The organism is Streptomyces sp. NPDC017056 (genome assembly GCF_044332485.1).
GTDB lineage: Bacteria > Actinomycetota > Actinomycetes > Streptomycetales > Streptomycetaceae > Streptomyces.
The window spans coordinates 1-22,388 of the sequence record NZ_JBIRPD010000014.1 but is presented as its reverse complement, the minus strand read 5'-3'; the positions used below and the strand labels follow the sequence as shown (position 1 = coordinate 22,388).

General features: G+C 71.5%; 22 protein-coding genes and 1 pseudogene. 12 read left to right on the top strand and 11 right to left on the bottom strand.

Annotated elements, in window-relative coordinates:
• Positions 1–16 precede the first annotated feature (16 nt).
• The 5 genes from ACH4OW_RS25005 to ACH4OW_RS24985 all read left to right on the top strand — a co-directional run bounded on the left by ACH4OW_RS25005 (position 17) and on the right by ACH4OW_RS24985 (position 6,115).
• Positions 17–898 (top strand): sugar ABC transporter permease, encoded by an 882-nt coding sequence (locus ACH4OW_RS25005; protein WP_360129234.1) that lies wholly within the window; start codon positions 17–19, stop codon positions 896–898.
• Positions 895–1,791: a carbohydrate ABC transporter permease gene (locus tag ACH4OW_RS25000; RefSeq protein ID WP_398030097.1), complete on the top strand. Its 897-nt coding sequence runs from the start codon at positions 895–897 to the stop codon at positions 1,789–1,791. Before ACH4OW_RS25005 ends, ACH4OW_RS25000 begins: the two co-directional genes overlap by 4 nt.
• Positions 1,792–1,869: 78 nt before the next feature.
• Entirely contained in the window at positions 1,870–3,450 is a 1,581-nt protein-coding gene (locus tag ACH4OW_RS24995; protein ID WP_398030096.1) for an ATP-dependent DNA ligase, read from the top strand.
• Between the two features lie 281 nt (positions 3,451–3,731).
• Complete coding sequence (locus tag ACH4OW_RS24990) at positions 3,732–4,679, top strand: nucleoside hydrolase (protein WP_398030095.1); 948 nt, start codon at positions 3,732–3,734, stop codon at positions 4,677–4,679.
• Positions 4,676–6,115: an MFS transporter gene (locus ACH4OW_RS24985; protein ID WP_398030094.1), complete on the top strand. Its 1,440-nt coding sequence runs from the start codon at positions 4,676–4,678 to the stop codon at positions 6,113–6,115. The genes ACH4OW_RS24990 and ACH4OW_RS24985 overlap by 4 nt, the downstream gene beginning before the upstream one ends.
• Before the next feature lie 70 nt (positions 6,116–6,185).
• Here the strand turns inward: ACH4OW_RS24985 and ACH4OW_RS24980 are convergent, their stop codons facing one another.
• Positions 6,186–6,977, bottom strand: coding sequence for an aminoglycoside adenylyltransferase domain-containing protein (locus ACH4OW_RS24980; RefSeq protein ID WP_398030093.1), 792 nt, complete (start codon positions 6,975–6,977; stop codon positions 6,186–6,188).
• 148 nt (positions 6,978–7,125) lie between these two features.
• Between ACH4OW_RS24980 and ACH4OW_RS24975 the strand changes: the two genes are divergently transcribed.
• The gene (locus ACH4OW_RS24975; protein ID WP_398030092.1) at positions 7,126–7,587 is read left to right on the top strand and encodes a hypothetical protein; all 462 of its coding nucleotides are present in this window, start codon (positions 7,126–7,128) and stop codon (positions 7,585–7,587) included.
• Positions 7,588–7,627: 40 nt separating this feature from the next.
• Here ACH4OW_RS24975 and ACH4OW_RS24970 read toward each other — a convergent pair whose 3' ends face one another.
• Entirely contained in the window at positions 7,628–9,076 is a 1,449-nt protein-coding gene (locus tag ACH4OW_RS24970; RefSeq protein ID WP_360129255.1) for a selenium-binding protein SBP56-related protein, read from the bottom strand.
• A 275-nt stretch (positions 9,077–9,351) separates the two neighbouring features.
• On the opposite strand from ACH4OW_RS24970, the gene ACH4OW_RS24965 reads away from it, so the two are divergent.
• The gene (locus ACH4OW_RS24965) at positions 9,352–9,918 is read left to right on the top strand and encodes a hypothetical protein (RefSeq protein ID WP_398030091.1); all 567 of its coding nucleotides are present in this window, start codon (positions 9,352–9,354) and stop codon (positions 9,916–9,918) included.
• Between the two features lie 88 nt (positions 9,919–10,006).
• On the opposite strand, the gene ACH4OW_RS24960 is transcribed toward ACH4OW_RS24965, so the two are convergent.
• Complete coding sequence (locus ACH4OW_RS24960) at positions 10,007–10,582, bottom strand: TetR/AcrR family transcriptional regulator (RefSeq protein WP_398030090.1); 576 nt, start codon at positions 10,580–10,582, stop codon at positions 10,007–10,009.
• A gap of 181 nt (positions 10,583–10,763) precedes the next feature.
• Here ACH4OW_RS24960 and ACH4OW_RS24955 point away from each other — a divergent pair, with 181 nt between their 5' ends.
• Positions 10,764–11,348, top strand: coding sequence for a dihydrofolate reductase family protein (locus tag ACH4OW_RS24955; protein WP_360129264.1), 585 nt, complete (start codon positions 10,764–10,766; stop codon positions 11,346–11,348).
• Positions 11,349–11,398: 50 nt separating this feature from the next.
• Here ACH4OW_RS24955 and ACH4OW_RS24950 read toward each other — a convergent pair whose 3' ends face one another.
• From ACH4OW_RS24950 to ACH4OW_RS24930, 5 genes are all read right to left on the bottom strand, one after another.
• Positions 11,399–11,557, bottom strand: coding sequence for a hypothetical protein (locus ACH4OW_RS24950; RefSeq protein ID WP_360129266.1), 159 nt, complete (start codon positions 11,555–11,557; stop codon positions 11,399–11,401).
• A gap of 120 nt (positions 11,558–11,677) precedes the next feature.
• Positions 11,678–12,643 carry a cytochrome c oxidase assembly protein gene (locus tag ACH4OW_RS24945; protein WP_360129269.1) on the bottom strand — a complete coding sequence of 322 codons (966 nt, stop codon included), beginning with the start codon at positions 12,641–12,643 and terminating at the stop codon, positions 11,678–11,680.
• Positions 12,644–12,750: 107 nt separating this feature from the next.
• Positions 12,751–13,776 (bottom strand): 6-phosphofructokinase, encoded by a 1,026-nt coding sequence (locus ACH4OW_RS24940; protein WP_360129272.1) that lies wholly within the window; start codon positions 13,774–13,776, stop codon positions 12,751–12,753.
• A gap of 186 nt (positions 13,777–13,962) precedes the next feature.
• The gene (locus ACH4OW_RS24935; protein ID WP_360129275.1) at positions 13,963–14,691 is read right to left on the bottom strand and encodes a glutamine amidotransferase; all 729 of its coding nucleotides are present in this window, start codon (positions 14,689–14,691) and stop codon (positions 13,963–13,965) included.
• A gap of 37 nt (positions 14,692–14,728) precedes the next feature.
• Positions 14,729–15,967 carry a MurT ligase domain-containing protein gene (locus tag ACH4OW_RS24930; protein ID WP_360129278.1) on the bottom strand — a complete coding sequence of 413 codons (1,239 nt, stop codon included), beginning with the start codon at positions 15,965–15,967 and terminating at the stop codon, positions 14,729–14,731.
• Between the two features lie 211 nt (positions 15,968–16,178).
• Here ACH4OW_RS24930 and def point away from each other — a divergent pair, with 211 nt between their 5' ends.
• Positions 16,179–16,739: a peptide deformylase gene (def, locus tag ACH4OW_RS24925; protein ID WP_398030089.1), complete on the top strand. Its 561-nt coding sequence runs from the start codon at positions 16,179–16,181 to the stop codon at positions 16,737–16,739.
• Positions 16,740–16,762: 23 nt separating this feature from the next.
• Here the strand turns inward: def and ACH4OW_RS24920 are convergent, their stop codons facing one another.
• Entirely contained in the window at positions 16,763–17,491 is a 729-nt protein-coding gene (locus ACH4OW_RS24920; RefSeq protein WP_360129284.1) for a TetR family transcriptional regulator, read from the bottom strand.
• A 172-nt stretch (positions 17,492–17,663) separates the two neighbouring features.
• Here ACH4OW_RS24920 and ACH4OW_RS24915 point away from each other — a divergent pair, with 172 nt between their 5' ends.
• Entirely contained in the window at positions 17,664–18,893 is a 1,230-nt protein-coding gene (locus ACH4OW_RS24915; protein ID WP_398030088.1) for an acyl-CoA dehydrogenase family protein, read from the top strand.
• 121 nt (positions 18,894–19,014) lie between these two features.
• On the opposite strand, the gene ACH4OW_RS24910 is transcribed toward ACH4OW_RS24915, so the two are convergent.
• Positions 19,015–19,212, bottom strand: coding sequence for a hypothetical protein (locus ACH4OW_RS24910; protein ID WP_360129290.1), 198 nt, complete (start codon positions 19,210–19,212; stop codon positions 19,015–19,017).
• A gap of 103 nt (positions 19,213–19,315) precedes the next feature.
• Positions 19,316–20,101: an alpha/beta fold hydrolase gene (locus tag ACH4OW_RS24905; protein ID WP_398030087.1), complete on the bottom strand. Its 786-nt coding sequence runs from the start codon at positions 20,099–20,101 to the stop codon at positions 19,316–19,318.
• 356 nt (positions 20,102–20,457) lie between these two features.
• Here ACH4OW_RS24905 and gcl point away from each other — a divergent pair, with 356 nt between their 5' ends.
• Entirely contained in the window at positions 20,458–22,236 is a 1,779-nt protein-coding gene (gene gcl / locus ACH4OW_RS24900) for a glyoxylate carboligase (protein WP_398030086.1), read from the top strand.
• 63 nt (positions 22,237–22,299) lie between these two features.
• Positions 22,300–22,388, top strand: a pseudogene (locus ACH4OW_RS24895) (hydroxypyruvate isomerase); the annotation flags it as partial.

Genomic DNA, 22,388 nt, shown 5'->3' with positions numbered 1-22,388 from the left:
AGGAGGTGCCGCCGCCATGCAGCGACGCCGATGGAGCCATGCCCTGTACGCCGCCCCCGCCCTCGCCCTGATCGCCCTGTTCGTCTACTACCCGATCGTGGAGAACATCCGGCTCAGCCTCTTCAAGTTCAGCGTCTTCCAGCCCGGCATGCGCTACGTCGGCCTGGAGAACTACCGGCAGGCCCTCCAGGACCCCGTCTTCTGGAAAGCGCTGGCCAACAACCTCTGTTACGCCGTCACTTCGGTGGTCTTCCAGGTGGGGGCGGCGCTCGTGCTGGCCGCGATCCTGGAGGCGCTCATCGGGCGGCGGCTGCGCGGACTGCTGCGTACGGTCTACTTCATCCCCGCGGCCGTCTCCATGACGGTCGCCGGCCTGCTCTTCCAGTTCCTCTACCAGCCCGACGCGGGGCTCATCAACAGCGCGCTGGACGCCCTGGGCCTCGGCCGGTTCGCACACGACTGGCTCGGCGACCCGGCCACCTCCATCTGGGGCGTCGTCAACATGAGCCAGTGGCAGTCCTTCGGATACACCACCATGCTGCTGACCGTCGCCGTCCAGCGCATCCCGCGCGAACTGTACGAGGCGGCGACGGTGGACGGCGCGGGCCGCGTCCGCACCTTCTTCGCCGTCACCGTCCCGATGGTCCGCGAGATGACCACCCTGCTGGTCATCCTCACCGTCTCCGGCGCGTTCCTGGTCTTCAACGAGGTGATGGTGATGACCGGCGGCGGCCCCTCCAACTCCAGCCAGACGCTGGGCACCTGGCTCTACGCCAGCGCCTTCACCGGGGACGACATGGGGTACGCCGCGGCCATCGGCACCGTCATGTTCGCCATCACCTTCGTGGCCGGCGCCGTCCAGCTCCTCCACTCGCGCCGGAAGGCGGCAGCGGCATGACCCTCACCCTGCACAAGCCCGCCCCGGCGGACGCCCCGCCGGCCACCACCGGCCGGCGCCGCGGTCCCGCCCGTTCCGGCTCGGTCGTGCTGCGCGTGCTCACGTACAGCGGCCTCGCCGCGCTCGCCGTCGCAGTGGTCTACCCGCTGTGCTGGATGGCCCTGTCCGGCCTCAAGACGAACGGCGAGATCTTCTCCGACCCGTGGGGCCTGCCCGCGCGCCCCGACTGGGGGACGTACGCCGACGCCTGGCACCAAGGAGTGCTCGGCTACCTGCTCAACAGCGCGCTCGTCACCGCCGCCAGCGTCCTCGCCGTCGTCCTGGTCAGCGCCTGGGCCGCGTACGGGCTCACGCGGCTGGCCCTCCCGTGCTCCCAGCCCGCCCTGCTGCTCGTCCTCGGGGCCATGATGCTCTCGCCGACCGTGGCGCTGGTCCCGCTGACCCAGCTCCTCCAGGCGCTGCACATCTACGACACGTACTGGGCGCTCATCGTCCTCTACACCGCCTTCAAGGTGCCCTTCACCACCTTCCTCGTCCGCGCCTACCTGCTGGGCCAGCCGGTGGAGGTGGAGGAGGCGGCCCTGATCGACGGGGCGAGCCGGTGGCAGACCTTCTGGCGCGTCGTCGTCCCGATGGCCCGCCCGATCCTGGTCTCCGCCGCCCTCCTCCAGGCGCTCTTCGCGTGGAACGAGTACGCCTTCGCGCTCGTCTTCATCACCGACGACCACCTCAAGACGCTGCCCGTGGGCCTCGCGGACATGGCGGGACGGCTCAACTCCGACTGGCCGATGCTCTTCGCGGGCCTGACGATCGCCGCGCTGCCGATGATCGTGATCTTCCTGGTCGCGCAGCGGCACTTCGTCCGCGGCCTGTCCGAGGGCATCGGAAAGTGAGCGGGGGAGGGGCCCGGGGCCCGCGGTTCTGGTGAGTGCCCGGGGGCGCGTGCGGCGCCGCCGGTGCAGGATGGCTCCATGCTGCTGGCCCGTCTCGCACGCGTGTCCGGGGAGGTCGCCGCCACCTCGGCGCGCTCCCAGAAGATCAAGCTGCTGGCCGAACTGTTCCGCCAGGCCGGCCCGGACGATGCGCCGATCGCCATCGCCTACCTGGCCGGGCGGCTGCCGCAGGGCCGCATCGGGGTCGGCTGGAGCGTGCTGCGGGACCCCGTCCCGGCGGCGGGCACCCCCACCCTGACGGTACGCGGCACCGACGCGGCGCTGACCGCCCTGTCGTCCGTCGGGGGCCCCGGGTCCCAGGCCGAGCGGCGCCGCCTCGTACAGGAGCTGCTGGCCGCGGCGACCGAGGAGGAGCAACGCTTCCTCGTCGGCCTGCTGACCGGCGAGGTACGGCAGGGCGCGCTGGACGCCATCGCCGCCGAAGGGATCGCCGCGGCGGCGGAGGTGCCCGTCGCGGACGTACGGCGGGCCGTGATGCTGGCCGGATCGCTGGAAGAGGTGGCACGCCCCCTGCTCGCGGAAGGGCCGGCGGCACTGGCGGACTTCCGGCTCACCGTGCGGCGGCCGATCGGCCCGATGCTGGCGCACAGCGCGAAATCCGTCGCCGAGGCGATCGACAAGGCCGGCGCGTGCGCCGTGGAGGAGAAGCTCGACGGCATCCGGGTGCAGGTGCACCGCGACGGCGCCGAGGTACGGGTCTACACCCGCACCCTCGACGACGTCACCGACCGGCTGCCCGAGATCACCGAGGCCGCGCTCGCCCTCCCCGAGCCGTGCTTCGTCCTGGACGGCGAGGCGATCGCGCTCGGCGGCGACGGGCGCCCGGTGCCGTTCCAGCAGATCGCGGGCCGGTTCGGTTCGCGGGTGGACGTACGGGCCGCCCGTGCCGCGCTGCCGCTGTCCCCGGTCTTCTTCGACGTCCTCGCGGTGGGGGACCGGGACCTCCTGGACCTGCCGGGCGACCGGCGGCACGCGGAGCTGGCCCGCCTGGTCCCGGAGGAGCAGCGGGTGCGCCGGACGGTGGTCGGCGATCCGGCCGACCCGGCGGCGCGCCGGGCCGCCGAGGACTTCTGGGCCGAGACGCTGCGGCGGGGCCACGAAGGGGTCGTGGTCAAGGCGCTGCACGCGCCGTACAGCGCGGGCCGCCGCGGCGCCGCCTGGCTGAAGGTGAAGCCGGTGCACACGCTCGACCTGGTGGTGCTGGCCGCGGAGTGGGGCCACGGCCGCCGTACGGGCAAGCTCTCCAACCTCCACCTCGGGGCGCGCGGCCCGGACGGCACGTTCGTGATGCTGGGCAAGACCTTCAAGGGACTCACCGACGCCCTGCTGACCTGGCAGACGGAACGTTTGCGCGAGCTGGCGGTGGACGAGAGCGGCTACGTCGTGACCGTACGCCCCGAACTCGTCGTCGAGATCGCCTACGACGGCCTCCAGACCTCGACCCGCTACCCGGCGGGCGTGACCCTGCGCTTCGCCCGGGTGCTGCGCTACCGCGAGGACAAGACGGCCGCTGAGGCGGACACGGTGGAAGCGGTCCTGGCGGCACACGCGCGCCCCGGCCCGCCCGCCGGGCCGGCGGACCCGGACGCGACGGGCTGACGCCCCGGAGCACCCGGATGCCCTCGGCGGCCGTCCGCTCTGGCACTATGACAAGACAGGGCCTCGATCGCAGGTCAGCGCCCTGCCATGACGGCACCGCCGCCATGAAATCGATTTCCCGATCCGTGTCGAAGGGGAGGTGTCCGGTGGCACCAGCCATGGTGGGCCTCACCCGCCCGGTCGGCGCACCGCCGTCCGTCCGTGCTCTCCGGTAACAGCCCTTCTGCTGTGCACCCAAAGATCCACTTCAACACCTTCAGCTGAGCAAAGGGGCTCTTCCGTTGGCCAGAAAGATCATTCTCGACTGCGACCCCGGGCACGACGACGCCATCGCCATGCTCCTGGCGTACGGCAATCCCGACATCGACCTGGTCGCCGTGACCACCGTGGTCGGCAACCAGACCCTGGAGAAGGTCACCCGCAACGCGCTGTCCGTGGCCCGGATCGCCGGCATCACCGGCGTGCCCTTCGCGGCCGGCTCCCCGCGGCCCCTCGTGCGGACCATCGAGAACGCACCGGAGATCCACGGCGACACCGGACTGGACGGCCCGGACCTGCCCGAGCCGAACTTCGAGCTCGACCGCCGGCACGCCGTCGACCTCATCATCGACACGGTGATGTCGCACGAAGCGGGCGAAATCACCATCGTGCCGACCGCCGGCCTGACCAACATCGCCCTGGCCGTGCGCAAGGAGCCCCGGATCGCCGAGCGCGTCCGCGAGGTCGTGCTGATGGGCGGCGGGTACCACGAGGGCAACTGGAGCGCGGTCGCCGAGTTCAACATCGTCATCGACCCGCACGCCGCGCACATCGTCTTCAACGAGCGCTGGCCCGTCACCATGGTCGGCCTCGACCTGACGCACCAGGCGCTGGCCACGCCCGAGGTCACCAAGAAGATCGCCGACGTCGGCACCAAGCCCGCCCGGTTCGTCCTGGAACTGCTGGACTTCTTCCGCGACGCCTACCGGGAGAACCAGGGCTTCGAGTACCCGCCGGTGCACGACCCCTGCGCCGTCGCCTACGTCATCGACCCGGACGTCATGACCGTGCGCAAGGCCCCCGTGGACATCGAGCTGACCGGCGGCCTGACCATGGGCATGACCGTCACCGACTTCCGCTGGCCCATCCCCGAGGACTGCCGCACCCAGGTCGCCGTCAAGCTCGACCACGAACGGTTCTGGAACCTCGTCGTGGACGCCCTCGAGCGCATCGGCGACGTCGAGGCATGAGCGCGCCGCACACCGCCCGGGCCGCCGAGACGGCGGGCCCGGGCCGCACCGTACGGATCGGCGTGCTGGTCACCGCGCTGCTGACGGCCTGCGTCGCCTTCCAGCTCAACGCCAGCATGCTCAGTCCCGCACTCAAGAGCATCGAGGACAGCCTCGGCGCCACCTCGGCCGAGATCGGGCTCACCCAGACCGCGTTCTTCACCTCGGCGGCCCTGTTCTCGCTGTTCCTGCCGCGGCTCGGCGACATCGTCGGCCGCCGCAAGGTGCTCGCCGGGATGATGGCCCTGATGGTCGTCGGATGCATCGTGGCGGCGCTCGCGCAGAGCGTGCCGATGCTGTTCGTCGGCCGCGTCATCCAGGGCGTGTCGGGACCGACCGTACCGCTGTGCCTGATCATGCTGCGGGTCGAGGTCACCGAGCCGAAGCGGTACGGCACGCTGCTGGGCGTGATCACCGCGGTCAACGGCGGCATCGCCGGTATCGACTCCCTCGCCGGCGGCTACCTCGCCGACCGGCACGGCTTCGCGGCGGTCTTCTGGGCCATGGCCGTCGTCGCCGCGATCGCCGCCGCCTTCGTCGCCGTCATGGCGCCCGAGTCGAAGGCACCCGACAGCCACCGGATGGACTGGCCGGGCGTCCTGCTGCTGGTGGTGTCGGTCGGCTCGCTGCTTGTCGCGCTCAACGAGGCGGGCAAGCTGGCCGCGGCGAACTGGCCGCTCATCGCGGTCCTCGTGATCGTGGCGGCGGCCGCGTTCTGGCTGTTCTGGCGGACCGAGGACCGCTCAGGGCACCCCCTGGTCGCCACCCGGCACCTGCGGCAGCGCTCGACCTGGGCGACGCTGCTGACCACCATGCTGACGATGACGGGCGTCTTCGCCGTCATGAACGGACTCATCCCCGCCTTCGCGCAGGACGCGCAGGCCGGGCTCGGCATGTCGGCCGAGCAGTCCGCGTGGTGGACGCTGACGCCGTACGCCATCGCCGGTCTGGCCATGGGCCCGATCGCCGGCCGGCTCGCGGCGACCTTCGGGTACGGCCGGGTCCTGCGGCTCGGGCTCGTCGGCGCCGCGGCGACCGTCGTGCTGATGATCGTCACGCTCTCCGCCCACTCGCGGGGGCTGCTGCTGGCCGCCTCCATTCTGGTGGGCATCACGTACGCGGGCGTGGCGAACATCGTGCTCAACGGGCTCGGCATCGTCCTGTCGCCCAAGGAGAACCCGGGCTTCCTGCCCGGCCTGAACGCCGGTGCCTTCAACCTGGGCTCCGGCCTCAGCTTCGCCGCCCTGTACGCCGTCAAGACCGCCGTCCCGGCCGACGACCCGGCGTCCGCCTCCGGCTACACCGCCGGAATGATCGCCGGCGTCGTCATCATGGCCGTCGCCCTCGCGACGTCGTTCCTGATCCCGAAGCCGGTGGAGGCCGAAGCGCACGAGTGAGCGCCGCACGCCTGCCGGACGGCCCGGGGCCCTCGCGGAGGGACCCGGGCCGTCCGGCGTGCACGGCGCGTCAGCGGCCCGCCGTGGCGTCGTCCACGACCATCGCGACGAAGTCCATGGTGGCCCTGCGCCGGGCCGGCGGATTCCGCAACCGGGGCGAGACGCCGGGCGGCGCCGTCACGACGCTCGACCGGTGCAGCCGCAGCGCCTCACCGATCACCGGACGCCAGGGCGCGCCGAACGTCTCCAGCGCGTACCGTCCCGCCCCGCCCTTCGAGGTGATCCCGCCGGTCGCGAGCGTGTAATGCAGACGGCTGACCCCCAGCACACCCCAGGCGGTCGCCCAGCCGTGCAGCGCCAGAATCCCCGCCGGCGACAGTGACGTGCGGCGCGCTGCCTGCCATGGCCGCCAGTAGCTGCCGAGGTTTTCCAGCGTCCAGTCGCGCAGGGCGGCGGCGTCCACGCCCACGGCGAAACCGCCCGGAGCGGGACCTCGTACCGCGACGGCGTTCTCCGCCAGTACGGCCCAGGTAACCGGATTGACCTCGAAGCCACTCCCGGTGTGGAACCTTCCCCGCAAGGTGTGCGGAGCGTCGGAGCAGGAGGCGTATCCGCCGGCGAGATCGTCCCACGTGACGTGAGTGCCGTCGAAGTACGGCCGCCGGTACCGCTTGCGCGTCTCGGCGTGCACCCGCTCCAAGGCCGCGACGTCCGCCGCCGTGAGGCGCCGTGCCGTGACGGCCACGAAATCGACGTCACTGCGCCCCGGCCGGAAATCCCCCAACGCGACGGACCCCGTCAGATACAGCCCTTCGACGAGCCCGGGACACAACCGGTCCGCACTCGTGAGGAATGCGTCCACCACCCTTTCCACCGAAGAATGCACAGCCCGGTCCCCTCCGCTTCCCGATTCGGATACGTGCCTTCTTCCTGGCACGCGCCCAAGGGGCGGCCGGTTCCGGCGTGCGGCCGGTGCGTTCACGGAAACGGCTCCTGCATAGGGTGACCCGGTGACCGAGAAAACGATGACCCGATTCGCTCCCACCACGATTCCGCTGCTCGCCACCGGCGAGCGGCTGCTCGACATCGCGCCGGTGGTCCCGGTCTCCGGGGTGAAGGGGGTCGGCGGGGTGCCGGGGGCAGGGGTCGGCAACGCGCTGGCCCGGGTCGGCGGCGTGGGCGGGAACGCGGAAGGGCTGGCCCGGCAGTTGCCCACGGAAAGCCCTGCCGGATTCATCCGCAAGCTGTTGTGGGTGAGTGACGCACGGGTCGGCCTTACCGCGGCCGACCCGCACGGCAACGGCCAATTGCTGTGGGCGGTTTCCCGGGAGCAGGTGGCAGCGGTCCGGCGAAGTCCCCGGCTACAGCTCATGGCCCGTTTCCGTCTGCACTTCGCGGACGGGTCGTTCTTGGCGTTCATGACGATGCGGCGGCGGAATACAGAGGCGTTGGCGGGCGCGGTCGGGGAATGACTCGGCCGGTGCCGCCGGCCGCCGTACGAACGCGCCCCGGTCAGCGGTGGCAGTACGAGTCGGACGACGCGTCGCCGCCCTGAAGGCGGGTCTGGTGGACGCGCAGGCCCTGGAAGTCCTCGCCGTGCGGGAAGAAGCGGGGGTCGAGGGCGAGGCCGCCGTGCTCGGGGTCGGCGTCGAGTTTGGCGAGCCAGGGGTGGATGCCGTCGGGGTAGAACTGGTCGTCCCATGAGCCGTACAGGCTGTTGGTGAGGTACACCCGGCGTCCGTCGCGGCTGAGTTCGACCATCTGCGGGCCGCCGGTCAGGGGCAGCCCCGGCACCGCCGGGTGGGGCTGCCGGGCGGTGATGCCGCCGAGGCGGACGGACGCGGTGCGGCGGGGGTGGAAGGGGTCGCTGACGTCGTACTGGAACAGTTCGCCGGTGCCCCAGGCCGACACGTACAGCCAGCGGTCGTCCACCGACAGGTTGATGTCGGTGACCAGTGGCGGGACCGCGCCGAACGGCTTGAGCACCGGCGGCAGTTCGTCCTCCTTGGCGGGCTCCGCCGGGATCGTGAGGACCTTGCGCGCGGCGAACCGGCCGTCGTCCTCGCGGTGCCACAGCCACACCGACGCCGACAGGTCCGCCACGCTCACCACGACGCCGGCGAAGCCCCACGTCGCACTGGGGTCGTGGGCCGGCCGCAGTTCCAGGACCATCTGGTGTTCGTCGCCCAGGTCGACGCGTTGCAGGTGGCGGCCGGAGTCCAGCTCCCAGAAGTGCAGCGCGTGGCCGTACGAGCGGCCGAGCAGCAGCTCGGGGTCGACGCCGTTCTCGACCATCGACGGGGTGCCCCACTCGCTGGTCACGGCGACGTTCCGGTTCAGGTGCCACCAGACGTCGTAGGCCAGGCGCTGCGGGCCGCGGTCCGTCTCCCAGGGGCGCAGTACGTCGAAGGTCTCGTGGTCCAGGAGCGCTACGCCGCCGGGTCCGTCGTTCCCGTGTGCGCCGCCGAGGCAGGACAGCAGGACGCCGCCGGGCCCGCAGTGCAGTGTGTGCGGCCGTGAGTAGCCCGCCCGGTCGGCCAGTTCGGCGGGTTCGATCACCTTGACCAGGCGGGGGCGGGCCGGGTCCGGGTGGGTGTCGAAGACGTGCAGCCGGGAGGAGCGGAGTCCCGGCGTCAGTAAGTAGCGCCGCTCCGGGGCGTGGTGGCCTTCGTGGGCGAGCGCGCTGGAGCAGGCGTTCCAGCCGAAGTGGTGCAATTCGTCGCCCAGGCCGGGGACTTCGGCGAGGTGCAGCACCCGTCCGTAGGAGTCCGACCCGGGGTCGGCGTCGACCACGATGAGCGCGTCGGGGCGCTGGGCGGCGCGGTCGAAGCCGACGAGGTAGGCGAGCTTCTCCGGGGGAGCGGCGATGGCCTCGGCGGGGGTCCGGTAGAGGGTGGGGTCGAGGTGCGCGGCGTGATCAGAAGTGGCGCGGTCAGAAGCAGCGTGATCAGAAGTAGTCATCTTCTGGCTCTCCTTGGCTCTTCGCGGCCCGTGGCCGGCCCCTGGGCCGCCGTGAGGGCGAGCCTCGCACAGGGTGTTTTTCGCCGCCAAGAGCGCACCGCCGCCGGACGGCACGGGCAGCGGCCGAAAGTCGTTGCCCGGCTGCCGGATTGTCATACCCGTACGCGATGATCGCAGTACGGTCCGGCCGGATCCGACCGGCGGGACCGCGCACAGGACGAACCACCGGGCACCCGGTGGAGCGCACCACGCAACGAGATACGGGGTATCACTCAATGCGACGATTGGGCACTGGACTGACCGCACTCGCGCTGGCGGGCGCGGTGGTGGCCGCGACGGCGGTGTCGGCCACGGCCGCACCGGCCGCCGCGCCCCCGGCGAAGTGCGACACGGGCAGCTGGGGGAGCGCCCCGAAGTCCGCCGAGGCCAACGACTACAAGCCGCTGACGAAGGTCAGGGCCGGGCAGCACGCCTGCTACGACCGGCTGGTCTTCGAGGTCCCGTCCGCCGGCGGCAAGCCGGTCGGCTACCGGGTCGGCTACGTCGACGCGCTGCACCAGGACGGCTCGGGCGACCGCATTCCGGTCGGCGGCGGCGCGATCCTGGAGATACGGGTGGCGGCACCGAGCTACGACCCGGAGACGGGCAAGGCGACGTACCCGGGCAAGGCCGGCAAGTCGCTCCCCGGGGTGGACGTCAAGGGCTTCAAGACCTTTGAGGACACCCGCTTCGCGGCCAGCTTCGAAGGTGACACGCAGCTGGGTCTGGGCGTGCGCAAGCGCCTCCCGTTCCGCGTCGTCCAGGAGAAGAACCAGCTCGTCGTGGATGTCGCCCACTCCTGACGCGTGATCCGGTCCGTAAGGACACGCGGGTGGGTCGCGACCGGTTCGCACCCGGTTCGCGACCCACCGTACGGTCAAGGGCGTCCCGTCACGCCTCCGGCACGACGCGCGTGACCACCGTCTCCACCAGCTTGTCCAGCTCGGTGTCGGAGAGCATGCAGGGCAGCGTGAAGTGCTCCAGCAGCACCCCTGTCATGGCGAGGTAGAGGATCAGCACGGTTTCCGCGTCGCCGGGCAGCCCCGCGTCCAGATGGAACTGGACGCTCTCCTCGAAGGCGGCGCGCACGGCGCGGGTCAGTTCGGCCTGGAGGGCCGGGCGGCGGGTGGCCTCCAGGCGCAGTTCCAGCATCGCCAGATAGCCGGTGCGCTCGTCGCTCATCCGCTGCACCAGCCACCGCATCAGCTCGGTGACCAGCTCCCGGCTGGGCGCCGGGCGCATCGCCTCGCCGACCTTGACCGGGTCGGGCGTCATCCGTACGTGGATGCGGCTGCCCGCCTGGGTGAACAGGTCGTCCCTGCTCGCGAAGTAGTTGGACGCGGTGCCGACGGGGACGCCGGCCTGGGCGTCGACCGCGCGGAAGGTGAGCCCGCGCGCCCCTTCCCGCGCCAGTACCTCGATGGCGGCATCGACGAGGGCGGTCCTGCGCTCCGGGTTCTTGGCCATCCGTTTCGCTCCTCAGAAGGGCTTGCTCAAAAAGGGCTTACTCAAAAAAGGGCTTGCTTAACCACTACACGTGAAGCACTATAGGTGAAGTGGTCGCGCCGGGGAACACGCCCGCGCCCCACCATCCCTGTCCCAGGCCCGTGATGCGCCCACCGCATCGCCCGCGGAAAAGAGGACCACCTTGCGAAAGCTCACCTACTTCGTGGCCTGCTCGATCGACGGCTTCATCGGCGACCCGAACGGTGACGCCTCGTCGATGTACCAGTTCGTGACCGAGGAGTTCCTGGACTTCCTCAAGACGGAATACCCGGAGACCGTCTCGGTCGAGGGCCGCAACGCCCTCGACTTCCACGGCGCGCCGAACCGGCAGTTCGACACGGTGATCCAGGGTCGCGGCAGCTACCAGGTGGCGCTGGACGTCAACGTCACCAGCCCGTACGGCCACCTGCGCGAGTACGTGGCCACCCGCTCCCTCAAGGAGTCGCCCGACCCGAACGTGCACCTGATCTCGGACGACCTGGTCGGCGCGGTCCGCGCCCTCAAGGCGGAGGACGGCGACCTGGGCATCTGGCTCTGCGGCGGCTCCCGCCTGGCCGGCGAACTGCTCGACGAGGTCGACGAGCTGGTGATCAAGACTTACCCGCAGGTCTACGGCACCGGCATGCCGATGTTCGGCTCGGACTTCGCCGTCACGGACTTCACCCTCGACTCGGTCCGCGCCTTCGACAACGGCGTCCTGGTCAGGAAGTACACCCGCAAGCGGTGACCGCCGGGCGGGTGACGCGCCGGGCCCGGGCGGACCGCGGCGGCGTACGCTCAGGACGGCCGTGCCGCGACGATTCCGATCGTGGCCAGGGCCAGCACCACCCAGGCGAACCACAGCCACCCGCTGCCGCCCAGCGCCGCGGTGTAGGCCGTCGCCACGACCAGTCCGCCCACCGTGCACGCCGCCATCGCCTTGCCGGATCCGGGCATCCCCGCACCTCCTCGTGGCAGCCCGGTGGCGCAACGCCACGGGCCGCGGCCTTGGGGACATCGTCCCCGGCCGCGGCCCGTACCGCCAGCTCTCGTGCGCGACCTCCGGTCAGCGGCCCGTCACCCCGCGCGTCCTCCCTGGCCACGCGCCTGGAGGGAGGCGAGGTACGCGTTGTACGCCGCCAGCTCCTGGTCGCCGTCCCGCGCCGCCGCGCGGTCCTTGCGCTGGTTCTGCCGCTCCTCGGACTTGTACCACTGGTAGAGGAGGGCGACGAGGACCAGCACCGACGGGATCTCGCTGAACGCCCAGGCGATGCCGCCCGCCGCGCTCTGGTCGCCGAGCGCGTCGATGCCCAGGGACGCCGGCGGATTCTCGAACGTCTTGATCATCGTCTCGGTGCCCATCATCAGGGCGATGCCGAAGAACGCGTGGAAGGGCATGCCGGCGAACAGCTCCAGCATCCGCATCACGTGGCCCGGCCGGTGCGGTCCCGGGTCCACGCCCATGATCGGCCAGAAGAAGACCAGGCCCACCGCCAGGAAGTGCACCATCATCGCGATGTGCCCGACCCGGTACTGCATCAGGAAGTCGAAGAGCGGCGTGAAGTACAGCGCGTAAAGGCTCGCGATGAACATCGGGATGGTGAACGCCGCGTGCGTGATCACCCGCATGTACCGGCTGTGCAGCAGCGCCACCAGCAGCTCGCGCGGCCCCTTGCGGCCGCGCCCGGCGGCGGGCAGCGCCCGCAGCGTCAGCGTCACCGGCGCGCCGAGCAGCAGCAGGATCGGCGACAGCATGCTGATCACCATGTGCTGCACCATGTGCACGCTGAACATGACCATGCCGTAGTCGTTGAGCTTGGTGCACATCACCAGGGCCACGGTCAGTACGCCGACGACCCAGGCCACCGTCCGGCCGACCGGCCAGTGGTCACCGCGCCGCCGCAGCCGCAGCACCGCCCAGCCGTACAGCACCAACCCCAGCAGGCAGCCGATCAGGAAGAACGAGTCTCCGCCGAACTCCATGCCACGCCCCAGCGTGAACGGCGGCAGATCCATGTTCATGCCGTGCCCGCCGTGATCCATCCGCTCGCTCCTGATTCGTACCGATACTCCGCGACCAGACTAGAACCGCCCCCGGCCGGAGCCACGGCCGGGGGCGGTCCGGAGCGTCGTACGGCGCGCCGGGAGGGCTACAGCACGCACTCGGCCTCGGCGTAGCGCTCCTCGGGCACCGTCTTGAGGGTTTCCACGGCCTCGGCCAGCGGCACCAGTGTGATGTCCGTCCCCCGCAGCGCCGTCATCATCCCGAACGCCCCGCGGTGCGCCGCCTCCACCGCGTGCCATCCGAAGCGGGTCGCCAGCACCCGGTCGTAGGCGGTCGGCGTGCCGCCCCGCTGCACGTGCCCCAGGATCACCGCGCGGGCCTCCTTGCCGAGCCGCCGCTCCAGCTCCAGCGACAGCTGCCGCGCGACACCGGCGAACCGCTCGTGCCCGTAGACGTCGGTGCCGCCCGAGTCGAAGGCCATCGTGCCCTCGCGCGGCTTGGCGCCCTCGGCGACCACCACGATCGCGAACTTCTTGCCCGCCTCGAAACGCTCACCGACCTTGCGGGACAACTCCGCCACGTCGAAGGGGCGTTCCGGTACGACGATGGCGTGCGCGCCCGCCGCCATCCCCGAGTGCAGCGCGATCCACCCGGTGTGCCGGCCCATGACCTCGACGATCAGCACCCGCTGGTGCGACTCCGCGGTGGTCTTCAACCGGTCCAGCGCGTCGGTGGCCACGCCCACCGCCGTGTCGAAGCCGAAGGTGACATCGGTCGCGGCGATGTCGTTGTCGATGGTCTTGGGCACGCCGACGATCGGCAGGCCGGCGTCGGACAACAGCCGGGCCGCCTTCAGCGTGCCCTCGCCGCCGATCGGGATGATCGCGTCCAGGCCCAGTTCGGCGACGTGGCCGCGGGCCAGCTCCACGCCGTCCCGCAGGTGCGCCGGCTGCACCCGGGACGAGCCGAGGATGGTGCCGCCGAGCGCCAGGATGCCGCCGACGGCGTCGAGGTCCAGCTTGCGGTAATCGCACTCCAGCAGGCCCCGCCAGCCGTCCCGGAAGCCGATGACCTCGTCGCCGTGGTCGGCGGTGGCGCGGTGGACGACGGACCGGATGACGGCGTTCAGCCCGGGGCAGTCGCCTCCGGAGGTGAGCACACCAATACGCATTGCTTCGAAGACCCTCTGCACATCAGAGTCCGTCTGCCGCACCCCGTCCGGGCGCGGGCACGGACTCTCAACCGGACGCCCGGACCCCGTCGTCCGGTTGGATTGCGCTCACCCTACAAGCGCGAGGCGTCCGGCACACCTACGCCCGCAGTGCGGACACCGCGGGCGCAGGTGAGCGGAGAATCGTTACGCGGGCTGTGTGGCCGCGGCGATGCGTTCCTGCCGCAGCGCCTCGTACCAGCGGTCGTCGGCCGGCGGCAGCGCGTTGACGTCCAGCGCCAGCTTGATCAGCAGGTCCGCGATGTGCGGATTGCGCGCCAGGACCGGACCGTGCATGTACGTACCGAAAACGGTGTCGTTGTACGCGCCCTCGTAGCCGTCGCCGACGCCGTTGCCCTTGCCGAGACGGATCCGGGCGAACGGGCGGGCCGTCTGCCCCAGGTGCGTCACGCCCTGGTGGTTCTCGAACCCGGTCAGCGGCGGCAGGTTCAGCTGCGGGTCGATGTCGCCCAGTACGTCACCGACGCACCGCTCGCCCTCGCCGCGGGTGCTCACCACGTCCAGCAGCCCCAGGCCCTGTTCCCGCTCCCCGAGGTCGTTGATGAACTCGTGGCCCAGGATCTGGTAGCCGGCGCACACCGAGAAGACGATCGCGCCGTTGGAGACCGCGCGGTTCAGGCCGCCGTCCCGGCGCAGCCGCTCGGCCGCCAGCCGCTGCGGCCGGTCCTCGCCGCCGCCGATCAGGTAGATGTCGCCGGAGGTGGGGATCTGCTGGTCGGAGCGGACGTCGAGACGCTGCACGTCCAGTCCGCGCTGGCGCGCCCGGCGCTCCACCACCAGCGCGTTGCCCTGGTCACCGTACGTGCTCAGCAGGTCCGGGTAGATCCACACCAGGCGCAGGCTGTTGTCACTCATGCTCGCTCGTCCTTGTCGTGAAGGTCGCTGGTTCACGTCAGTTGCCCACGCGCCGACGGAGGTCCTGGAAGGCCGTGTAGTTGGCGATGACCTCGATACGGCCCGGAGGGGCCAGCTGCACCGCCTCGTCCACCGTGTCGCACACCCGGAAGTCCAGGTTCGCGACCTCCAGGCGGACCGCCATGTCCAGCTTGCGGTCACCGATCACGAAGATCGGGTGCCCGGCCAGCCGGGTGTAGTCGACGTCCCACAGCCAGGAGGTGTCCGTGCCGTCCGCGCCGCGCGCGTTCACCGAGAGAATCACCGGTGCCGGCGGCGGGTCGATCAGCGAGAACGTCTCCAGCCAGCCCGCCGGGTTCTTCGCCAGCAGCAGCCGCAGTTCGCGCTCCATGAAGGAGACCACGTCGTAGCGGCCCGCGACCGCCTGGACGGAGTACATCCGCTCCAGTGCGACCTGCGGCGGCACGCCGAACGCCGCGGCGACCGCCGCCGACGTCGTCGCGTTCGCCTTGTTCGCCCGGCCCGGCAGCTGGAGCCGGATCGGCCAGGCGCTGCCGTGCGGGTCCAGCACATGGTCACCGGAGAGCGCCCAGCTCGGCGTCGGCCGGCGGAAACCGCACTCGGCGCAGAACCAGTCGTCGCCGGGGCGCTGCATCACGCCACCGCACGACGGGCAGGACCAGGCGTCGTCCTTCCACTCCTGGCCCGCCGCGACCCACACCACGTTCGCCGACGACGAGGCCGCCCACACGATCAGCGGGTCGTCGCAGTTGGCGATGATCAGCGCCTTGGAGCCGGCCAGCCCCTCCCGCCAGTGCTCGGCCAGCATGCGGGTCTCCGCCGCCCGGTCGAGCTGGTCGCGCGAGAGGTTCAGCAGCGCTATGGCCTTGGGCGTCACGTCCCGGGCCACACCCGACAGGTACTTCTCGTCCACCTCGATGACGCCGAAGCGGGCGTCCGAGCCGCCGGCCAGGGCGGAGGTGATGCCCGCCGGCATGTTGGCGCCGAGCGCGTTGGAGACCACCGGGCCGCTGGCCCGCAGCGCCTCCGCGATCAGCCGGGTCGTCGTCGTCTTGCCGTTGGTGGCCGACACCAGCACCACGTCCAGGTGCCGGGCGAGCCGGGCCAGCAGGTCGGGGTCGAGCTTGAGCGCCACCTTGCCGCCGATCACCGATCCGCTGCCGCGGCCTGCCGCCCGCGACACCGCCGCCGCGGCCCTGCCCGCCGTCACGGCCAGCTTGGCCCGCGGCGACAGCGGCTCCGTGTTGCCTGCCATCGTCCTTGATCCTCCTTGCATCCGGCGCCCTCCCGCCCTTAGGGCTGCCGGTGGAACGCCTCCTCCGGAGCCGATGACCGGCCGGAGGCTTCGGTCGGGGATCAGCCTATCGAGATCCGGCGGCGGCCCCGAATCCCGCTACCCGTGGCGCGGCCTCGGCAACCCGCGACGACCTGCGTCGTCACACGTTCCAGAACGTACGCTTACCCCCATGCGTTCCCGCTCGATCCCCGGCAGCTCCGGCCGCCCGCGCCCCGTGCGACTCCTCGGCGACCCCGCCCTGACCGGCGCCTGCGAGGAGGTCACCGCCTTCGACGCCGGGCTCGCCGGACTCGTCGAGGACATGTTCGCGACGATGTACGCGGCCCGCGGCGTCGGCCTGGCGGCCAACCAGATCGGCGTCGCCCTGCGGGTGTTCGTCTACGACTGCCCGGACGACGAGGACCGCCGGCACCTCGGACACCTCGTCAACCCGCGCCTGGTGGCGGCCGACGGCGTCCTGGTGTGCGGCCCCGAGGGCTGCCTGTCGGTGCCCGGCGTCGAGGCCGGCACGCCGCGGTACGACCACGCCGTGGTGGAGGGGGTCAGCGTGACGGGCGAGCCGCGCACCGTCTCCGGCACCGGCTTCTTCGCCCGCTGCCTCCAGCACGAGTGCGACCACCTCCAAGGCGGCCTCTACCTCGACCACCTCACCGGCCTGCGCCGCCGCCGTGCCCTGCGGGCCGCGGCCCGCGCGCCGTGGGCGGGCCGGGAGCGGGCGGCGGGGGAGTAGCGGCAGGGGCCGGGGCCCCGAGCCTAGAAACCCGGCCCGCCCAGCCGGTCGCCGGCTGCTGCCAGGCGGCCCCACAGCAGGTCGGCCAGGTGTTGCACCAATTGCGCTCGCGGGCAGGGGCGTTCCCGCAGCCACCAGTCGCCGGCCGCGTGCATCATGCCGACTATGCCGTGGCCCCAGACCCGGGCCAGTTCCTCGCCGCCGGGTCCCAGGTCCAGCCGCTCGCCTATCACCTTCGCCAGTTCCTCGCCGAGCCGGCGCAGCAGCGGGGCGGAGTGCCGGCCGACGTCGAACCCGCCGTCCTTGTCGGCGGCCTGCCCCTCGTCGGCCGGATGCATCAGGAACCGGTAGACCTGCGGCCGGGCCTCGATCGCGCTCAGATACGTGTCGAGCGTGGCCTCGACGCGGTCCCGGCGCGGTACGGGGGAGTCGAGCGCGGCGCGCAGCCCGTCCAGCAGCGCGTCGGTGTGCCGTACGGCCAGTGCCCGGTACAGCCCGCCCTTGTCGCCGAAGTGCCGGTAGAGGATCGGCTTGGTGATGCCCGCCTCCGCCGCGATGGCGTTCATCGAGGCGTCCGGGCCGTCGCGCAGCACCACCCGGTCCGCGGCCTCCAGAAGCTCGCGGCGCCGCCGCTCGGTGGCCGTCTGCTGCCGCCGTGCCGTGTGCCGCGCGCCTGCCGCGGCGCCGTGCTCCGAGGCAGGCTGTTCCACCGCTGTGGCCTGGTGCCGGCCGTCGTGCTGGGTGTTTTCCATGTCCCACTCCCCGCCCTTGTGAATCCGTGACGCTCGCGCAACGTAACACCCGCACTGCGGGGTGATGGGAGGCCCGGAGGAGTTGACATCTCTTACTGGCGGGTAACAGACTCGTGTTACCGCAAGTAACATTCCTGGGGGCGCCACCCGGGAACGCAGCGCTGGAGGGGTCATGGCCGAGTTCACCATGGAGCTCAACGACGAGCAGAAGGAGGTCAGGGACTGGATCCACGGCTTCGCGGCCGACGTCATGCGCCCCGCGGCCGCCGAGTGGGACGAGCGCGAGGAGACCCCCTGGCCGGTGATCCAGGAAGCCGCCAAGATCGGCCTGTACTCCCTCGACTTCTACGCACAGCAGTTCTTCGACCCGACCGGCCTGGGCATCCCCATGGCGATGGAGGAACTGTTCTGGGGCGACGCCGGCATCGGCCTGTCGATCGTCGGCACCGGCCTGGCCGCCGTCGGCGTACTGGCCAACGGCACCGAGGAGCAGATCGGCACCTGGATCCCGCAGATGTACGGAGACGCCGCCGACGTGAAGGTCGCCGCCTTCTGCTCCTCCGAACCCGACGCCGGCTCCGACGTCTCCGCCATGCGCACCCGCGCCGTCTACGACGAGGCCAAGGACGAATGGGTGCTCAACGGCACCAAGACCTGGGCGACCAACGGCGGCATCGCCAACGTCCACGTCGTCGTGGCGGTCGTCGACCCCGACCTCGGGCCCAAGGGCCACGCCTCCTTCATCGTCCCGCCGGCGACCCCCGGGCTGACCCAGGGCCAGAAGTTCAAGAAGCACGGCATCCGCGCCTCGCACACCGCCGAGGTCGTCCTGGAGGACGTACACATCCCCGGCCACTGCCTGCTCGGCGGCAAGGAAAAGCTGGACGAGCGCCTGGCGCGGGCCCGGGAGCGCGCGAAGAACCCCGGCGGCGAACGCGTGAAGAACGCCGCCATGGCCACCTTCGAGGCATCCCGCCCGGCGGTCGGCGCCCAGGCCGTCGGCATCGCCCGCGCCGCGTACGAGGTCGCCCTCGACTACGCCAGGACGCGCGTCCAGTTCGGCCGCCCGATCATCGACAACCAGGGCGTCGCCTTCCAACTGGCCGACATGCGCACCCAGATCGACGCCGCCCGCCTCCTGGTCTGGCGCGCCTCCTGGATGGCCACCGCCGGCAAGCCGTTCACCTCCGCCGAGGGCTCCATGTCCAAGCTGTTCGCGGGCGAGACCGCGAAGAAGGTGACCGCCCAGGCCATGCAGATCCTCGGCGGCAACGGCTACACCCGCGAATACCCGGTCGAGCGGATGCACCGGGACGCCGCCATCTACACGATCTTCGAAGGGACCAGCGAGATCCAGCGCCTGGTCATCGCGCGGACACTGGCGGGAGTGCCGATCCGCTAGCGGCGGCGCCGGCTCTCGCCACCCTGCGCGCCGCGCCCGGCCGCAGACCGGCGAACCGCCCGGACCCGACGCGGTACGGGAGCGCCCGGCCAGCCGCAGACCGGCCGCCGCTCCCGCCCGCTCAGGCAGCGGCTTCCTGGCGCGGCACGACCTTGAACACGTCGCCGTGCGCGGAGTACACCACGTGCACGTCCTCACCGGCGGCGCGCAGCACCTCCACCACCGCGTCCAGCATCGGCAGCGACCGGGCGCTGCCCGCGGGCAGCTGGCGCGGTAACGCCACCGCGGACTCGCGAAGCGGTTCCTGAACGACGTTCATGACATCAGCCCCATCTCGGCACGGAACATCCCCCGTCGGCACCACCGCGCCGTCGGCGTAGCCAGCTTCCGGCACGCCGATGAACGGAGGGTCAACGGCCAGTTCAGCGGCGTCGTTCCGGCTCCGGGGACAGGGCCGCCGCGACCGCGTGGACGAATGCCTCCGGGTTGTCCAGCATGATGTTGTGCCCGCAGTCGGGCACCGCCACGACCCGTACCCCGGCCGCCGTGAGTTCCCCGGCTCCGGCCGGCGGCCCGTCGTCAGCGGGCAGCAGGAACGTACGCGGAATCGCCAGCCCCATCAGCAGGTCCCGCATGACCGGTTCGCTGCCCCGGTTGAGGTGTACCGCGCTGCGGTGCAGCGCCTCCAGGCCGGCCAGCCGCATCGTGGACCACCAGTGCGCGCCCGCGGCGTCACGTATCCGCTCCCAGCCGCCCGCGAGGAACTCCTCCTCGGAGAGCGCGGCGATGCCGCCGCTGCCCGGCCCGCCCCGGCGCGGCTCGATCCGGTCGAGATTGGCGTCGACGAGGACGAGCCGCGCGACCAGGTCCGGATGCCGGGCCGCCAGCACGATCGCCACCGAGCCGCCCATGCTGTGCGCGATCATCTCCGCCGCGCTCACCCCGGCGGCGCGCAGGGCCCCGGCGACGGCGTCGGCATGCGCCTCCAGGGTGTACGGGAAGCCCGTGGGCCGGTCGCTGATACCGAACCCGAGCAGGTCGAGCAGCAGCGAGCGGCGGCCCGCCAGGAGTGGGTGGGCGGCCGTCTCGGCGAAGTAGGCGGGCGAGGTGGCGCCGAGACCGTGCAGGTATACGCGGGCCGGTTCCGCGCCGGGCAGTTCGGCCCAGCGGATACGGTCGCCCTCGGGCGTCACCACGGCGTTGCGCACGATCGTCTCTCCCACTCGTCGGGCCCGGGCGGGGAGCCCGGGACAGCGCGGACGCGGGCCCGGCCGGGGCTCGTCGCACCCGGGCGGCCGAGCCCCGGCACACCCTCTCAGGCCCGGGAATCCGCTGGCGAGGCGGGTACGACCGGCCCACCAGCTCGGCCGGCGGGTGCCCCGCCGTGCCGTCGGCTCCCGTGTCCACTCCGTGGCAATCCCTTGACGGCTGGAAGGGGGCGCTCTACTTTCTTCCGTACTTCCGCAGAGTAAAACAAAGATTCCACAATGCGGAAATGGCGCAGCTCGCTCTTCCGCCTCCGGGCCGGAACGCGATCCCCGACAGGCCGACGCAGGAGTACTCGATGCCTCGAATGACCGCCGCTCGTGCGGCTGTGGAGATCCTCAAGCGCGAGGGTGTGACCAACGCGTTCGGCGTGCCGGGCGCCGCGATCAACCCGTTCTACGCGGCACTCCGCGCCGGCGGCGGCATCCACCACACGCTCGCCCGCCACGTCGAGGGCGCCTCCCACATGGCCGAGGGCTACACCCGCGCCACGCCAGGCAACATCGGCGTCTGCATCGGCACCTCGGGCCCCGCCGGCACCGACATGATCACCGGCCTGTACTCCGCGACCGGCGACTCGATCCCGATCCTGTGCATCACCGGCCAGGCGCCGACCTCGGTGATCCACAAGGAGGACTTCCAGGCCGTCGACATCGCCTCGATCGCCGCCCCGGTCACCAAGGCCGCGACCACCGTCCTGGAGGCCGCCCAGGTTCCCGGCGTCTTCCAGCAGGCGTTCCACCTGATGCGCTCGGGGCGGCCGGGACCCGTCCTGATCGACCTGCCGATCGACGTGCAGCTGACGGAGATCGAGTTCGACCCGGAGACGTACGAGCCGCTGCCGGTACACCGGCCGAAAGCGACCCGCAAGCAGGTCGAGAAGGCCCTCGCCATGCTGAACGCGGCCGAGCGCCCGCTGCTCGTCGCGGGCGGCGGCATCATCAACGCCGACGCCTCGGACCTGCTCGTCGAATTCGCCGAGCTGACCGGCGTCCCCGTCGTCCCCACCCTGATGGGCTGGGGCGGCATCGCCGACGACCACCGCCTCAACGCCGGCATGGTCGGCCTCCAGACCTCGCACCGCTACGGCAACGCGACCTTCCTGGAGTCCGACTTCGTCCTCGGCATCGGCAACCGCTGGGCCAACCGCCACACCGGCAAGCTGGACGTCTACACCCAGGGCCGCACCTTCGTGCACGTCGACATCGAGCCCACCCAGATCGGCAAGATCTTCGCCCCCGACTACGGCATCGCCTCCGACGCCAAGGCGGCCCTGGAACTGTTCGTCCAGGTCGCCAAGGAGCAGAAGGCCGCGGGCGAGCTGCCCGACCGCGGCGAGTGGGCCGCCTCCGCCCAGCACCGCAAGGCCACGCTCCAGCGCCGTACGCACTTCGACAACGTGCCGCTCAAGCCGCAGCGGGTCTACGAGGAGATGAACCGCGCGTTCGGCCCCGAGACCCGGTACGTCACCACCATCGGCCTCTCGCAGATCGCGGGCGCGCAGCTGCTGCACGTCTACAAGCCGCGCCACTGGATCAACTGCGGTCAGGCCGGGCCGCTGGGCTGGACCATCCCGGCCGCGCTGGGCGTCGCCACCGCCGACCCCGACGGCAGCGTCGTCGCGCTCTCCGGCGACTACGACTTCCAGTTCATGCTGGAGGAGCTGGCGGTCGGCGCCCAGCACAACATCCCTTACGTGCACGTGCTGGTGAACAACTCCTACCTGGGCCTGATCCGCCAGGCGCAGCGCAACTTCGCCATGGACTACCAGGTCACGCTGGAGTTCGAGAACATCAACAGCCCCGAGCTGGGCGTCTACGGCGTGGACCACGTCAAGGTCGCCGAGGGGCTCGGCTGCAAGGCCATCCGCGTCACCGAGCCGGACCGGCTGCTGCCCGCCTTCGAGGAAGCCAAGAAGCTGGCCGCCGAGCACCGGGTCCCGGTCGTCGTCGAAGCCGTCTTGGAACGGGTCACCAACATCGCGATGAGCGGCACCGACATCGGCAGCGTCAACGAGTTCGAGGACCTGGCCACCGAACCGGGCCACGCGCCGACCGCCGTATTGCCGATGAGCTGAGGGAGCCGGGGCGCCGCGGCTTCCTCCACCACCCACGTTTCACGAAAGGACGGTTCATCCCTCATGGGTTTCTCGGACGCGCGTTTCAACGTCAACCTGTCGATCCTGTTCACCGAGCTGCCGCTGCTGGAACGGCCGGCGGCGGCCGCCGC

Bases quoted from the DNA above. Each gene is read 5' to 3' on its own strand.
- ACH4OW_RS25005 (WP_360129234.1), top strand. From the start codon at position 17: ATGCAGCGACGCCGATGGAGCCATGCCCTGTACGCCGCCCCCGCCCTC.
- ACH4OW_RS24935 (WP_360129275.1), bottom strand. From the start codon at position 14,691: ATGAGTGACAACAGCCTGCGCCTGGTGTGGATCTACCCGGACCTGCTG.
- ACH4OW_RS24915 (WP_398030088.1), top strand. From the start codon at position 17,664: ATGGCCGAGTTCACCATGGAGCTCAACGACGAGCAGAAGGAGGTCAGG.
- def (WP_398030089.1), top strand. From the start codon at position 16,179: ATGCGTTCCCGCTCGATCCCCGGCAGCTCCGGCCGCCCGCGCCCCGTG.
- ACH4OW_RS24940 (WP_360129272.1), bottom strand. From the start codon at position 13,776: ATGCGTATTGGTGTGCTCACCTCCGGAGGCGACTGCCCCGGGCTGAAC.
- ACH4OW_RS24945 (WP_360129269.1), bottom strand. From the start codon at position 12,643: ATGGATCACGGCGGGCACGGCATGAACATGGATCTGCCGCCGTTCACG.
- ACH4OW_RS24970 (WP_360129255.1), bottom strand. From the start codon at position 9,076: ATGACTACTTCTGATCACGCTGCTTCTGACCGCGCCACTTCTGATCAC.
- gcl (WP_398030086.1), top strand. From the start codon at position 20,458: ATGCCTCGAATGACCGCCGCTCGTGCGGCTGTGGAGATCCTCAAGCGC.
- ACH4OW_RS24930 (WP_360129278.1), bottom strand. From the start codon at position 15,967: ATGGCAGGCAACACGGAGCCGCTGTCGCCGCGGGCCAAGCTGGCCGTG.
- ACH4OW_RS24985 (WP_398030094.1), top strand. From the start codon at position 4,676: ATGAGCGCGCCGCACACCGCCCGGGCCGCCGAGACGGCGGGCCCGGGC.
- ACH4OW_RS24995 (WP_398030096.1), top strand. From the start codon at position 1,870: ATGCTGCTGGCCCGTCTCGCACGCGTGTCCGGGGAGGTCGCCGCCACC.
- ACH4OW_RS24920 (WP_360129284.1), bottom strand. From the start codon at position 17,491: ATGGAAAACACCCAGCACGACGGCCGGCACCAGGCCACAGCGGTGGAA.
- ACH4OW_RS25000 (WP_398030097.1), top strand. From the start codon at position 895: ATGACCCTCACCCTGCACAAGCCCGCCCCGGCGGACGCCCCGCCGGCC.
- ACH4OW_RS24950 (WP_360129266.1), bottom strand. From the start codon at position 11,557: ATGCCCGGATCCGGCAAGGCGATGGCGGCGTGCACGGTGGGCGGACTG.
- ACH4OW_RS24965 (WP_398030091.1), top strand. From the start codon at position 9,352: ATGCGACGATTGGGCACTGGACTGACCGCACTCGCGCTGGCGGGCGCG.
- ACH4OW_RS24910 (WP_360129290.1), bottom strand. From the start codon at position 19,212: ATGAACGTCGTTCAGGAACCGCTTCGCGAGTCCGCGGTGGCGTTACCG.
- ACH4OW_RS24960 (WP_398030090.1), bottom strand. From the start codon at position 10,582: ATGGCCAAGAACCCGGAGCGCAGGACCGCCCTCGTCGATGCCGCCATC.